12 protein-coding genes and 1 pseudogene are annotated in these 13653 nt (G+C 71.8%); 3 read left to right on the top strand and 10 right to left on the bottom strand.

The genetic code is table 11. The features are described from left to right. Positions 1 to 18 precede the first annotated feature (18 nt). Entirely contained in the window at positions 19 to 786 is a 768-nt protein-coding gene (locus tag JWR33_RS12360; protein ID WP_297412219.1) for a glucosamine-6-phosphate deaminase, read from the bottom strand. Then, positions 786 to 1712 carry an ROK family protein gene (locus JWR33_RS12355; protein ID WP_366074209.1) on the bottom strand — a complete coding sequence of 309 codons (927 nt, stop codon included), beginning with the start codon at positions 1710 to 1712 and terminating at the stop codon, positions 786 to 788. Before JWR33_RS12355 ends, JWR33_RS12360 begins: the two co-directional genes overlap by 1 nt. 297 nt (positions 1713 to 2009) lie before the next feature. On the opposite strand from JWR33_RS12355, the gene JWR33_RS12350 reads away from it, so the two are divergent. Further along, positions 2010 to 2456, top strand: a complete 447-nt coding sequence (locus JWR33_RS12350; RefSeq protein WP_297412218.1) for an Hsp20/alpha crystallin family protein — start codon at positions 2010 to 2012, stop codon at positions 2454 to 2456. A 93-nt stretch (positions 2457 to 2549) separates the two neighbouring features. Here the strand turns inward: JWR33_RS12350 and JWR33_RS12345 are convergent, their stop codons facing one another. Beyond that, entirely contained in the window at positions 2550 to 3773 is a 1224-nt protein-coding gene (locus JWR33_RS12345; RefSeq protein ID WP_297412217.1) for an NADP-dependent isocitrate dehydrogenase, read from the bottom strand. Positions 3774 to 3904: 131 nt separating this feature from the next. Here JWR33_RS12345 and JWR33_RS12340 point away from each other — a divergent pair, with 131 nt between their 5' ends. Both JWR33_RS12340 and JWR33_RS12335 read left to right on the top strand, forming a co-directional pair. Beyond that, positions 3905 to 4357: a GNAT family N-acetyltransferase gene (locus tag JWR33_RS12340; protein WP_297412216.1), complete on the top strand. Its 453-nt coding sequence runs from the start codon at positions 3905 to 3907 to the stop codon at positions 4355 to 4357. Continuing rightward, a complete protein-coding gene (locus JWR33_RS12335) occupies positions 4357 to 4677 on the top strand; it encodes an MGMT family protein (RefSeq protein ID WP_297412215.1) in 321 nt (106 codons plus the stop codon). Before JWR33_RS12340 ends, JWR33_RS12335 begins: the two co-directional genes overlap by 1 nt. 19 nt (positions 4678 to 4696) lie before the next feature. On the opposite strand, the gene JWR33_RS12330 is transcribed toward JWR33_RS12335, so the two are convergent. The 7 genes and pseudogenes from JWR33_RS12330 to JWR33_RS12300 all read right to left on the bottom strand — a co-directional run. Further along, complete coding sequence (locus JWR33_RS12330) at positions 4697 to 6511, bottom strand: ABC transporter ATP-binding protein (protein ID WP_297412214.1); 1815 nt, start codon at positions 6509 to 6511, stop codon at positions 4697 to 4699. Then, positions 6508 to 8295 carry an ABC transporter ATP-binding protein gene (locus JWR33_RS12325; RefSeq protein ID WP_297412213.1) on the bottom strand — a complete coding sequence of 596 codons (1788 nt, stop codon included), beginning with the start codon at positions 8293 to 8295 and terminating at the stop codon, positions 6508 to 6510. The genes JWR33_RS12330 and JWR33_RS12325 overlap by 4 nt, the downstream gene beginning before the upstream one ends. A gap of 200 nt (positions 8296 to 8495) precedes the next feature. After that, a complete protein-coding gene (ddaH, locus tag JWR33_RS12320) occupies positions 8496 to 9704 on the bottom strand; it encodes a dimethylargininase (RefSeq protein WP_297412212.1) in 1209 nt (402 codons plus the stop codon). 42 nt (positions 9705 to 9746) lie between these two features. Then, complete coding sequence (gene purH / locus JWR33_RS12315; RefSeq protein ID WP_297412211.1) at positions 9747 to 11351, bottom strand: bifunctional phosphoribosylaminoimidazolecarboxamide formyltransferase/IMP cyclohydrolase; 1605 nt, start codon at positions 11349 to 11351, stop codon at positions 9747 to 9749. Beyond that, positions 11348 to 11941 (bottom strand): phosphoribosylglycinamide formyltransferase, encoded by a 594-nt coding sequence (purN, locus tag JWR33_RS12310; protein WP_297412210.1) that lies wholly within the window; start codon positions 11939 to 11941, stop codon positions 11348 to 11350. The genes purH and purN overlap by 4 nt, the downstream gene beginning before the upstream one ends. A gap of 9 nt (positions 11942 to 11950) precedes the next feature. Beyond that, a complete protein-coding gene (locus JWR33_RS12305) occupies positions 11951 to 13186 on the bottom strand; it encodes a DUF6350 family protein (RefSeq protein WP_297412209.1) in 1236 nt (411 codons plus the stop codon). A 117-nt stretch (positions 13187 to 13303) separates the two neighbouring features. Next, positions 13304 to 13653: pseudogene (locus JWR33_RS12300) on the bottom strand (succinate--CoA ligase subunit alpha); the annotation flags it as partial.

The raw sequence follows: 13653 nt of genomic DNA, 5'->3' as shown, positions 1-13653 counted from the left end.
CCCTCGCGCGCATCCTGATCACAGGCGCTGCCAGTCCGGCTTGTTGGCGTACACGTACCGGTAGTAGTCGGCGTGGACCAGGCGCGAGCCGGCCGCCTCGTCGACGAGAACGGTGACACGGGGATGCAGCTGGATCACCGACCCGGGCAGGGACGCGGTGACGGGGCCCTCCACTGCCGCGGCGAGCGCATCGGCCTTCTCGTCGCCGAAGGCGAGCAGCACCAGGTGCCGGGCCTCCCGGATGGTGCCGAGCCCCTGGGTGATGCAGTGCCGAGGCACGTCGTCCACCGCGGCGAAGAAGCGCGCGTTGTCGCGTCGGGTCTGCTCGGTGAGGGTCTTGATCCGGGTCCGGGAGGCGAGCGAGGAGCCCGGCTCGTTGAAGCCGATGTGCCCGTCCGTGCCGATGCCCAGCAGCTGGAGATCCACTCCGCCCGCTGCGGCGATCGCTCGCTCGTAGTCCTCGCTGGCGGCTTCGATGGGCCCGTCGCCGGGGACGGCGACCTGGGCGGGCTCCAGTCCGAGCGGCGCTGTCACCTCTCGCTCGATCACCGAGTGGTAGCTCTGCGGGTGCTCCAGCGGCAGTCCCACGTACTCGTCGAGGGCGAACGCCCGGATGCGGGAGAGGTCGAGCCGGAGGCGGGTGAGCGCACGGTAGACGGGCAGCGGGGTGGACCCGGTGGCCACCCCGAGCACCGCGTCGGGCTTGCGCGCGACGAGCTCGGCGATGGCGCCCGCGGCGAGCATTCCGGCCGCCTCTCGGTCGGGCAGGATCACGACCTCCGCCATCAGCCGGCCGCTCCCTGTGCCGCTGCCGCTCCGACGAGCGCCGCACCGATCCCGGCCGCCGGGAACCCCTCAGGCAGCAGCCGAACCCGCGCGGACAGCTCGAGCGACGCGAGGAACGGCGAGACCTTCGCCCCGGCGTCGAGCGCCGCCTGCACGCCCTCGAGGAGCCGGGGACCGAGGGAGCTGACCCCGCCGCCGATGACGACGGCGTCGACGTCGACGGTGAGCACCAGCACCCGCACAGCAGAGGCGATGTGCTGGGTCAGCCGGTCCCGCACGGCGATGGCGTCCCGGTTCCCCTCGTCCGCCGCGTCGAAGAGCGCCTGCACCGGACGCGGCGAGGCAGTGGGCCACAGCCGGGCGATCGCCGAGCCGGAGGCCAGCGCCTCCAGGCAGCCGCGCTGACCGCAGCCGCACAGGGGGCCATGCGGATCGAGCGGGATGTGCCCGATCTCGCCCGCGCCACCGCGCGATCCCCGCCACAGCTGCCCGCGCAGGACCAGTCCGGCGGCCAGCCCGGTGCCCAGGTTGAGGTACGCCATCGACGGCGCCTCAGCCCCGTCGCGCACGGGCTGCAGCGAGTAGGCGCCGAGCGCCGCCGCGTTCACGTCGTTCTCCACCCGGGCGCTCACGCCGAGCCGGCTGGTCAGCTCCGTCCCGAGCTCCAGAGTCTCCACGCCCAGGTTCACCGCGTGCGTGACTCGGCCCGATGCGGAGTCGACCGCTCCCGGGACGCCGACCCCGAGCGAGCCGAACGCCCGGGCGGGGAGGTCCAGCTCAGCGGCGATCCGGGCGACCGCGTCGACCGTGGATTCCAGCACTGCACCGGCGCCGTGGCCGGTGGGCAGGCTGTGGCGGGCGAGGACCCTGCCCCCTGCGTCGATGGCGACGGCATCGGTGGTGGTGCCGCCGACGTCGACGCCCACCCGCACGCCTCCTCCACCCCGGTCGGGATCCGGCGAGGGGGCAGCGCTGGGAGGCGCGGCTGGCGTCATCGACCATCCCTTCCCGAAGCTTCAGAGGAGCCGGTCCGACGTGCCGGGCACGGGAACGTGGCGATTGTCAGCGTAGCGGCGGGCGCTCTCCCCCGTTCGCCGCAGGCGATCGAAACCACTTGGCACTCTCCTAGGACGAGTGCTAATCTCGTCGTAGTTGAGTCGATGAGACTCAACTACAGAATCTCCTCCCCCGCCGCTCCTGCGGCCCTCACGAAAGGAACCTCCATGGCGATGAACTTCGACCCGTTCCGTGAGCTCGACCGGCTCGCCGGCTCGCTGCTCGAGAACCGTGGGCCCCGGCTGATGCCGATGGACCTGTTCCGGGACGGGGACCACTACGTGCTGAGCGCCGACCTGCCGGGCATCGACCCGGGCTCGGTGGACATCGATGTCGACGGCCAGCTCCTCACCATCCGCGCTGAGCGCACGCTGGGCAACGGCGATGGCGTCAAGTGGCTCGCCCGGGAGCGCCAGGCCGGCTCCTTCCTGCGCCAGCTGAACCTCGGCCAGGGCATCGACACGGAGCGCATCTCCGCGACCTACGAGAATGGCGTGCTGAGCGTCACGATCCCGGTGTCCGAGCGGGCGAAGCCCCGCAAGATCGAGGTGGGCACCGGCTCCAGCAGCAACACCATCACGGTGGGAACGACGGGCCAGGCCTCCGGATCCTGATGCGGCACGAGAAAGCGCCCGTCCCCTCGAGGGGGCGGGCGCTTTCTCGTCGCGACTGGCGGACAGGGCGGGGGGAACCGAGCGGGCCGAAGGTCAGCCGAGGCGGGACTTGAGGTTCGCCGCCAGGGTGTCCAGGAACTCGTCCGTGGTCTGGTATGGCTGGTCCGGGCCCACCAGGAGGGCGAGGTCCTTGGTCATTGCGCCGGACTCCACGGTCCTGATGACCACATCCTCCAGAGTGGAGGTGAAGTCGATCAGGGCCTGGTTGCCGTCGAGCTTGCCGCGGTGCGCGAGGCCCCGAGTCCAGGCGTAGATCGAGGCGATCGGGTTGGTCGAGGTGGGCTTGCCCTGCTGCCACTGGCGGTAGTGCCGGGTGACGGTGCCGTGCGCGGCCTCCGCCTCGACGATCCTGCCGTCCGGCGTGGTGAGGACGCTCGTCATCAGGCCGAGGGAGCCGAAGCCCTGGGCCACGGTGTCGCTCTGCACGTCGCCGTCGTAGTTCTTGCAGGCCCAGACGTAGCCGCCCTCCCACTTGAGGGAGGCTGCCACCATGTCGTCGATCAGGCGGTGCTCGTAGGTGATGCCGGCGGCCGCGAACCTGTCCGCGAACTCGCTCTCGAACACCTCCTGGAAGATGTCCTTGAAGCGGCCGTCATACGCCTTGAGGATCGTGTTCTTCGTGGAGAGGTACACCGGGTAGCTGCGGTCGAGGCCGTAGTTGAGGCTGGCGCGGGCGAAGTCGCGGATGGAGTCGTCGAGGTTGTACATGGCCATCGCGACGCCGCTCGAGGGCGCCTGGAAGACCTCGAACGACTGCGGCTCGGATCCGTCGGCTGGGGTGAAGCTCACGGTGAGGGTGCCAGCACCCTCGAACCGGAAGTCGGTTGCCTTGTACTGGTCGCCGAACGCGTGGCGGCCGACGATGATCGGCTTGTTCCAGCCGGGCACGAGCCGCGGGATGTTCGAGATGATGATCGGCTCGCGGAAGATCACGCCGCCGAGGATGTTGCGGATGGTCCCGTTCGGGCTCCGCCACATCTTCTTGAGGCCGAACTCCTTGACGCGGGCCTCGTCCGGCGTGATGGTGGCGCACTTGACGCCGACGCCGTGCTTCTGGATGGCCTTCGCGGAGTCGATCGTGACCTGGTCGTCGGTCGCGTCGCGGTTCTCCATGCCGAGGTCGTAGTACTCGAGGTTCACGGCGAGGTAGGGGTGGATCAGCGTGTCCTTGATCCTCTGCCAGATGATCCGGGTCATCTCGTCGCCATCCAACTCGACGACGGTGCCCTCGACCTTGATCTTCTCGCCTGCTGCCACTTGTGCTCGCTCCTGCCGCGTCTCGCGCACCCCTGCGGATGCCTCGATCAGCTTAGCCGCCGGGCTGGATCCGTCGACGTCGAGCTGCTTCGCCCCCGTGCGCGCGCGGCCACTGCGGGATATCCTGAGCCATGGGAACGCTCGTCCTCGAGGAACTGAACGCCGGCAACGTCGTCGCGGCCAACTCGCTGACGCTCAAGCCCGGCCAGGAGCAGTTCGTCGCTCCCGTCTCGCACTCGATCTCCGAGGCGTATGTGAACCCCACGACCGCGTGGCCGCGGGTGGTGCTCGAGGACGGCGAGGTGGTCGGCTTCATCATGGGCAACTTCGACCCTGATGCCTCCCACGACGAGTTCCGCAGCTGCATCTGGCGCATCAATGTGGCCGCCGACGCTCAGGGGCACGGCGTCGGCAGGTTCGCCGTCCAGTCCCTCGCCGAGGAGGCCCGCGCTCGCGGCTTCGACCGCCTCACCGTGATGTGGGAGCCCGGCGAGAACGGGCCCGAGCAGTTCTTCCTGCGCCTGGGCTTCACCCCCGTGTCCGAGACCCAGTACGGCGAGGTCGTCGGCGCCCTCGCCCTCTGATGGCCGTCTTCGAGCGCGCGGGCGAGTACACCGAGCAGGTGCTCGACCTTGTGGCCCGGATCCCCCCGGGCCGGGTGCTGACCTATGGGGACGTCGCGTGGGTCTTCGGCAGACCGGGGGCACGGGCGGTCGGCATGGTGATGCGCTACCACGGGTCGTCGGTGCCGTGGTGGCGCGTCCTGCGCGCCGGCGGGCATCCGCCCACCGGCCACGCGGAGCGCGCCCGCGAGCACTACGAGGAGGAGGGCACGCCCCTCGTCGCCGCGGCCACCGACGCCGGCTACCGGGTGGACCTCGACGCCGCCCGCTGGCTGCCCTGACGGGGCCGCCCGCCGGGGATCAGACCAGCGACTCGCGCCATGCTGCATGCAGCGAGGCGAAGCGCCCGGTGCCGCCGATCAGCTGCTCGGGGGTGCCGTCCTCGACGACCCGGCCGCGCTCCATCACCAGCACGCGGTCGGCGATCGCGACCGTCGAGAGCCGGTGGGCGATGATCAGCGCCGTGCGGTCCGAGAGGAGGGTCTGCAGGGCATCCTGAACCGCCCGCTCGCTCGGGATGTCGAGGGACGCGGTCGCCTCGTCGAGGATCAGCACGGCCGGGTCGGCGAGGAACGCGCGCGCGAACGACAGCAGCTGCCGCTGGCCGGCCGAGACGCGCCCGCCGCGCTTGTTGACGTCGGTGTCGTAGCCCTGCGGGAGGTCCTCGATGAACGCGTGAGCGCCGACCGCCTTCGCGGCGCTCACGATCTCCTGCCGGGTCGCGTCGGGCTTGCCCAGCGCGATGTTGTCCGCGACCGAACCGGAGAAGAGGTAGGCCTCCTGGGTCACCATGACGATCGCCCGGCGGAGATGCGCGGGGGCCAGTTCCCGCAGGTCGAGCCCGTCGAGCAGGACCGCCCCCTCGGAGGGGTCGTAGAAGCGCGAGACGAGCTTGGCGAGGGTCGACTTGCCCGCGCCGGTCGATCCCACGAGCGCGATCGTCTGGCCTGCCGGGATGTCCAGGTCGAAGCGGGGCAGGATCACCGCGCCGCCCCGGTAGCCGAACTCCACTCCGTCGAAGCGCACCGCGCCCCGGGGCGTGTGGAGGTCGACCGGGTGGGCCGGGTCCGCGACCGATGGCCGCTCCTCGAGCACGCCCGAGATCTTCTCGAGCGCGGCCGAGGCGGACTGGTAGCCGTTGTAGAACATCGCGAGCTCCTGGAGCGGGTCGAAGAAGCGCCGGACGTAGAGCAGGATCGCGAGCAGCGCGCCGATGGCGAGCTCGCCGGAGGCCACGCGGAGGCCGCCGAACAGGAGCACGGTCGCCACCGTGACGTTGCCGATGAGCACGAGCCCCGGCTCGAAGGTGCCGAAGAGCCGGAATACTCCCGCGTTGGCCTGGCGGTAGTCCTCGGTGAGGCCCGCGAACTTCTCCCGGTTCTGCTCCTCCTTCCGGAACGCCTTCACGGCTCGGATGCCGGTCATCGTCTCGACGAACTGCACGATCAGCCGTGCCGACGCCGTTCGGGTTACCCGGAACTGGCGCTGCGAGCGAGTCTGGAACCAGCGCACCAGGAACCACAGCGGGATCACCGCGACCGCCAGCACCAGTCCGCTCTGGGGATCCAGGAGGACGAGGGCGAGCGCGGTGAAGAGGGTGTAGAAGACGCCGGAGACGAGGTTGCCGAGGCCCTCGTCGAGCAGCTCCCGGATCGAGTCGAGGTCGCTCGTCTGCCGGGCGATGATCCGCCCGGAGGTGTAGGACTCGTGGAAGTCGATGCTCAGCCCCTGGGTCTGGCGGAACACCTGGCGCCGCAGATCGAACAGCACCGCCTGGCTGATCCTCGCTTGGAGCACCCGGTACCAGCCGATGAGCAGGGACCCCATCACGATGCTGGCGAGGAAGCCTCCGCCGGCGAGCACGAGCGGCAGCCAGTCCCCCGCCGCGAGCGCAGGGACGCCCTGGTCGATTCCGACGGCCACCAGCGTGGGCCCGGCCACCTGCGCGGCCGTGCTCAGGATCACGACCGCGAGGGTCAGCGCCATCTGCTTGCGCAGGGGCCGGAGCAGGGTGAGGAGCAGCCGCTGCGACCGCTTGCGCATCGACCGGCTCTCGGTGCGGGAGAGGTCGTCCCGTTCCTCGCCGGTGACCCCGGACACGCTGGCGGTGCTCATGCGACCGCCCCTTCGGCGGGCTCGTCATCGAGGCTCGAGATGACGAATCGGTAGTGCTCGTTCTCTGCGAGCAGCTCGGAATGGCGCCCGACCGCGGTGATCCGGCCCCGCTCGAGCACCGCCACCCGGTCGGCGAGCATGACGGTGGAGGGCCGGTGCGCGACGACGAGTGCCGTCGTCGAGGAGAGCACCCGGCGGAGCGCGGCCTCCACGAGCTCCTCGGTCTCCACGTCGAGCGCGGAGAGCGGGTCGTCGAGCACCAGCACGGACGGCTTGGCCGCGACCGCGCGCGCGAGCGCCAGGCGCTGCCGCTGCCCGCCGGAGAGGCTCAGCCCCTCCTCGCCGATGACCGTGTCGACCCCCTGTGGAAGGTCGTACACGAAGGCCGCCTGGGCGATGCCGAGCGCTTCGTGCAGCACGTCGTCCCCTGCGTCGGGCGCCGCGCCGAGCAGCACATTGGCCCGAACCGTGTCCGAGAACAGGGTGGCGTCCTCGAAGGCCATGGCGAGGTGCCGGCGCAGCTCGCCGAGCCGGAGGTCGCGCACGTCCAGCCCGTCGAGGAGGATCGCTCCCCCGGTCACGTCGTAGAGCCGCGGCGGCAGCGCGGTGAGGGTCGACTTGCCCGAGCCGGTGAGACCGACGAGGGCCATGGTCTCGCCCGGCTCGATCATGAGGTCGATCCCGTCGAGCAGGTCGGGGATGCCGGCCGGCGCGTCCGGGTAGCGGAAGTGCACCCCGCGGAACTCCAGCCGTCCCTTCGGGTACGGCAGAGTGCGCGGCTCGATCGGGTCGGCGATCCGCACCGGCTCGTCCAGCACCTCGAAGAAGCGGTCCGTCGCGTTGCGCGCGTCGAGCGTGAAGGCGAGCAGGAAGCCGATCGACTCCAGCGGGAACCGAAGCACCGTGGCCGTCGCGAAGAAGGCGACGAGCGAGCCGGCCGTCACGTCGCCGCGGGCGGCGAGGACGACGCCGAGCACGAGGCAGAGCGCGAGGGTGGCGTCGGGAATCAGCGTGAGCCAGCGCCAGATGAACGCCGTGGCGCGGGCCTTCTGCATCTCGGTGCCGCGCAGCTCGTCGGCCTGTCGCTCGAACTTCTCGAGGGCATGGCCCCCGCGGCCGAAGGCCTTGAGCACCCTGATGCCGTGCACCGACTCCTCCACGGCGGTGGCGAGGTCGCCGGCCTGGTCCTGGCTGCGCCGGGCCGCCGTGCTGTAGCTGCGCTCGAAGCGCAGGCTGACGAACCAGATGGGGATGGAGCTCACGAGGAAGAGGGCGCCGAGGAGCGCATCGATGCGGAACAGGAGCGCCGCCCCGACCAGCACGGTGACGCCGTTGACGACGAGCAGGACGACTCCGAAGGCGAGCCAGCGGCGGATCAGGTTGAGGTCATGCACGGCCCGCGAGAGCAGCTGGCCGCTCGGCCACCGGTCATGGAAGGACACCGGCACCGCCTGGAGATGCGCGTAGAGCGCATTGCGCATCCGCGCCTCGACGTGCGTGTTGGGGGTGAGCACGAGGTACCGGCGAGTCAGGATCGCCCCCGCCTCCAGCACGCCCAGCCCGAGGATCCCGAAGGCGGCGGGCAGCACGGCGGACGCATCCCCTCGCTGCAGCGCGGAGTCCACGAGCACCTGCAGCAGCTGCGGGATGGCGAGCGCCACGAGGCCCGCGAGCAGACCGGCCGCCATCCCCGCGATGAGGCGGGGCAGTGCCGGCCGGACGAAGGGCCGCAGGCGCGCGAGGGCTCGGAGGGTGGAGGACCGGGCGCCGGAGTCGACAGACATGGGAATTCCTCGATGGCCGCGAGGGCCGGTGGTGCGGAGAGGGGAAGAGAGTCAGCCCTGGGGAGCGCGCGAGGCGGGAGCGGAGTGCAGGGAGGTCGCCGAGCGGCGGAACGCGAGGCCCATCCGGTCCTCCCTCATCAGCTCGTGCCGGTCGAGCCTTCCACGCTAGTTGGGCGGAGAGGGCTCGGCAAGGGGCGTGGTCAGCGCAGCCGCACGGAGAGGCAGGTGATGCCGCCCTCGAGCTTCTCGAACTCCGAGATGTCGACCGTGACGACCCGGTAGCCGAGCGACTCGAGCAGCGCCGCCGATCGCGGCGCGGAGGCCGCCATCAGCACGGTGCTGTCGTCGAGCACCACCACCTGGGCCCCGGCCGGCTCAGGCATCTCCCGGAAGGAGGGGAAGATCCGGGCATCGTCGACGGTCGCTGCGGACCCGATCACCGTGCCGTCGGGCAGGGCCGTGACCGCCGACTTGAGATGCAGGACGCGGCTCGTCGGCACGGGCACCACCCGGAACCCGAGGGGGACGATGGCGGTCCGCAGCTGGCGGATGCCCTCGGCGTTCGTCCGCCCGCCGCGGCCCACGTACACCGTGGAGCCCACCTTGAGGACGTCGCCGCCGTCGAGCGTGCCGGGCTCCACGATGCGAGTCGCGCGGATGCCGAGGCTGCGCAGGATGTCCTCGACGCCGGGAAGCTCGTCGCGCCGATGCTCGGCACCCGGCCGGGTCAGCACGGCCAGCGAGCCGAAGAGCACGACGGTGTCCTCGACGAAGACGGAGTCGGCCAGCTCGTCGGCGACCGGCACCTCGAGGACCTCCCACCCCTCGTCGCGGAACGCGTCGACGTAGGCGGCCCACTGCTCGTCCGCCCTGGCGGTGTCGACGGGAACCCGCTCGAGGTGGCTCACCGCGCCCTGCTCGAGCGTGGCGGAGGGGAGCCGGACGAGCGCGGTCCTGCCGCGGCGCAGCACAGCGGGCCGGCTGTCGGCGACGCGGCGCCGCAGTGCGGGCGCGAGCGCGACCGCGGCCAGCGCCGTGCAGAGGACGAAGGTGAGGTTGACGCCGGCGAGGGTCGGGGCCACGCTGGCCAGCAGGTCCCCGCCGAGCGCGGATCCGGCCAGCACAGCACCTGCCGTCGTGCCGGCGACAGCCCCCAGCACCCCTGCGACGACGCCGACGGCGAGCGCGAGCGGGCGTGTCCGGAACCCGGTGAGGTAGCCCCCGGCCAGCAGCAGCAGGAACGAGACGAGAGTCGCCAAGCCGAAGAACGCGTTCGCGGCACCGAGCACGGTGGCGGCGAAGCTGTTGCCGACGAAGAAGAGGAAGACCGTGGCGGCGTGGGCGACGAGCGCCGTGACGGCGGCAGCGAGCGCCGCCGCGAGGAGCCGGCGGGACGGGGGCTGATTCACCCGACAACCCTACTGGCGGCCGCCATGCGAGCCGCCCAGGCCTCAGTGGTAGAAGTGCCGCTCCCCCGTGAAGTACATGGCAACGCCCGCCCGGCGCGCCGCCTCGATGACCTCGTCGTCCCGGACCGAGCCGCCCGGCTGCACGACCGCGCGCACTCCGGCTCGCAGGAGCACCTCCAGGCCGTCCGCGAAGGGGAAGAACGCATCGGATGCGGCGACGGAGCCACGGGCCCGGCCGCCTGCCCGGGACACGGCGAGATGGCAGGAGTCGACCCGGTTCACCTGCCCCATGCCGACGCCCACCGAGGCGCCCCCGTCGGCCAGCAGGATGGCGTTGGACTTGACGGCGCGGCAGGCCCGCCAGGCGAAATCGAGGTCGTCCCGGGTTGCCGCGTCGACCTCGTCGCCCGAGACGAGGCGCCACTGCGTGGAGTCCGACTGCGCGGAGTTCACCCCCTGATCGAAGCTGTCGGTCCTCTGCACCAGCACGCCGCCGCTGATCTGCCGGAACTCGCGCGGCTCACGGCGATAGTCCGCCGGGAGCCGCAGGATGCGCAGGTTCTTCTTCGTGCGGAGCTTCCTGAGGGCGTCCGGGTCGAAGTCGGGGGCGATCAGCACCTCGGTGAAGACGTCGGCGACCTGCTCGGCCATGCCGAGCGTCACGGTGCGGTTCGCCGCGATGACGCCGCCGAACGCGGACACCGGGTCGCACTCGTGGGCGCGGATGTGAGCGGACGCGATGGGGTCGACGGCCTTGGTGGACGCGACGGCGATGCCGCACGGGTTGGCGTGCTTGATGATCGCCACGGCGGGGCGCTCGAAGTCGAATGCGGCCCGCACGGCCGCGTCCGCGTCGACGTAGTTGTTGTAGCTCATCTCCTTGCCCTGCAGCTGCTCGGCCTGCGCGATGCCATGACCGCCCGACATCGTGTACAGCGAGGCGTCCTGGTGGGAGTTCTCGCCGTAGCGCAGCGAGCGCGCGAGGGTTGCCTCCACGCGCAGGATGGTGCCGGCCGATCCTGTCGCGGCGTCCATCCAGTCCGCCACCTGGCGGTCGTAGGCGGCCGTGTGCCCGAAGGCGACCGCAGCCAGCCTGCGGCGCTGCTCGAGGGTCGTGCCGCCCGCCGCGAGTGCGGCGAGGATCTCCGGGTAGCCGGCCGGGGACACGACGACGGCGACGTTGGCGTGGTTCTTGGCGGCCGCGCGGACCATCGCGGGCCCGCCGATGTCGATCTGCTCGATCACCTCGCTGGCGTCGGCCCCTGCCGCCACCGTCTCGGCGAAGGGGTAGAGGTTGAGGATCGCGAGGTCGAAGGACCGGATGCCCAGCTCGGTGAGCTGGCGCTCGTGGTCCTCGAGCCGCACATCGGCGAGGAGGCCCGCGTGGATGCCCGGGTGCAGCGTCTTCACGCGCCCATCGAGCGACTCCGGGAACCCGGTCACCTCGGCCACCTCGGTGACCGGCAGCCCTTCCGCGGCGATCAGCGCAGCCGTCGAGCCGGTGGAGACGATCTCGACCCCCGCTCCGACGAGTGCGCGCACGAGGTCCGGAAGGCCGGTCTTGTCACTCACCGACACGATCGCCCGGCGGATCGGGACGAGGTCGCGCTCGCGGTAGAGGCTGGGGTCGATGCGGGGTCCGCTCATGCGGTGATGTGCTCCTCGAGTCGGGTCGTGCCTTCGGCGATGTCCCGGATCACGTCGGCGAGCAGGGCGCGCTCGACGGCCTTGATCCGGGAGTGCAGGCTTGCTTCGGTGTCGCCCGGCAGGATCGGGACCCGCCGCTGGGCGAGCACCGGCCCGCTGTCGACGCCCTCGTCGACGACGATCACGCTGGCTCCCGTCTCGGCGACTCCGGAGGCGAGGGCGTCGCGCACGGCGTGGGCGCCGGGGAACTCCGGCAGGTACGCGGGGTGGGTGTTGAGCATCCGCGGCGACAGCGCGCCGACGACCGAGGCCGGCAGCAGGCGCATCAGGCCGCTGAGGACCACCAGATCGGGCTGCCACTGCTGGATGTGCTCGAGCAGGGCAGCGCCCCACTCCTCCCTACCGGGGTAGGAGCTGAACGGAACCGTGAACGACGGCACGCTGTGCGCCTCGGCGTAGCTGAGGCCGCCGGCGTCACGGTCGGCGCCGACCGCGACGACTCGGGCGGGAAAGTCCGCGTGCTCGGTCTGCTCGAGCAGCGCGCGCAGGTTCGACCCTCCGCCCGAGATGAGGACGACGAGGGAGAGCACCCCGAAAGCCTAGCGAAGCGCCTCCTCGTGAAGCGATCCTCGGAACGGTTCGCCGGCAGGCTCGCGACGACGAGCAGCGAGGAGGCCGAGGGTCGCACCGATGGCGACCTCGACGGCCGCGAGCAGACCGACGAGGAGCGGATCCGCCCCCACCTGGGACAGGCGGCCGGGTCCCGCCGCTCCCGATGCCCCGGCGGCCGCGACGGCGAGGGCGAGACCGGCGGCGGCGCCTGCTCCGCCGCCGACGGCGGCGAGAGCTCCGAGGGAGGGGGGAAGCAGAAGGGCCCGGTCCACCCGCTGTCGAAGCAGCGACCCGAGCACGAACGCGATGACGACCGGCACCAGGAGACCGAGGAACCCCCACGCGAAGTCGCCGGGCGGAACCGCCCCGAGGATCGGGAGTGCCGGCACGGGACCGACGGAGGTGCCGAGCGGGGAAACGGAGGAGCCGGCACCGAGCGCGAACCCGGGGCCCACGAGCCAGGCGGCGGCCCAGATCACGAGGTCCGGCAGGAGCGCCAGCTGGGCGACCGTGAGTGCGGCGCCGCCGAGCGGTCCGGCCTGCAGCGATTCGTAGAGCGAGATCACGGTGGAGTACCGCACGACGAGCAGGGCGGCGACGGCGACGGCAGCCACCGCGAGGATCGATGCGCCGGCACCGAGTCCGATCCGGACCGCCTCGCGGACGACGATGGGGATCCGCGGGAGGCGGCGCCCGGCCGGGGACTGGTCCGGGGAGGAACGGCGGCGCAGCAGCCAGCCGGCGGCGGCGCCTCCCGCGAACACCGCGGTCGGCAGCAGCACGCCCTGCCACCGCGACGGCTGCGCGGCGGTCGTCCCCGCCGTGAGGACCACGAGGAAAGCCAGGACCGCGAAGCAGCCGACCGCCGCCAGTGCGCCGAGGACCGGATGCTCGGTCCGGCTCAGCCGCGCCCCCGTTCGTGCGGCGAGCACTGCCGTGAGCAGCGCCCCGCCCAGCGCACCGATGCCCACCACGAACGGAGTCCCCGCCGCGGGGAGCCCGAGCGCACCGGCGACGCGGGCGTCGAGGACGAAGCGGATGTCGACGCCATGGCCGAGCAGCCAGGCGTCCGCAGCGACGCGGTAGAAGACGGGCCAGCCGATCTGCAGGTCGTACTGGAAGGCCCACAGCGCGGTCAGCGGCACGAGCAGCACGCCGATCCCGAGGCCGCCCACGAGGAGCGCCTCGAGCGCGGCGAAGAGGGCGGTGATGGGACGGTTCATGCGCTCCGGAGCCTAACCGCGCGGTCCCCCGGTGCCAGCGTGACGCCCCGCCGACCTGCCCACTTCTGCCGCAAGTCAGGCCTGAGTTGCGACAGAACTGGGCAGGTCAGCGGCCGATCAGAGGGTGGCGAAGACCTCGCGCATCAGGGCGGCGGTCTCGCTCGGCGTCTTGCCGACCCTCACGCCGGCGGCCTCGAGGGCCTCCTTCTTACCCTGGGCGGTGCCCGAGGAGCCGGAGACGATGGCGCCCGCGTGGCCCATCGTCTTGCCCTCCGGCGCGGTGAAGCCCGCGACGTAGGCCACGACCGGCTTCGTGACGGAAGCCCTGATGAACTCCGCCGCCCGCTCCTCGGCGTCGCCGCCGATCTCGCCGATCATCACGATCGCGTCGGTCTCCGGGTCGTCCTGGAACGCCTGGAGCGCGTCGATGTGCGTGGTGCCGATGACCGGGTCACCGCCGATGCCGA

This window comes from Naasia sp. (assembly GCF_025465545.1).
Classification (GTDB): domain Bacteria; phylum Actinomycetota; class Actinomycetes; order Actinomycetales; family Microbacteriaceae; genus Naasia.
This window is presented reverse-complemented; position numbering and strand designations above follow the sequence as displayed.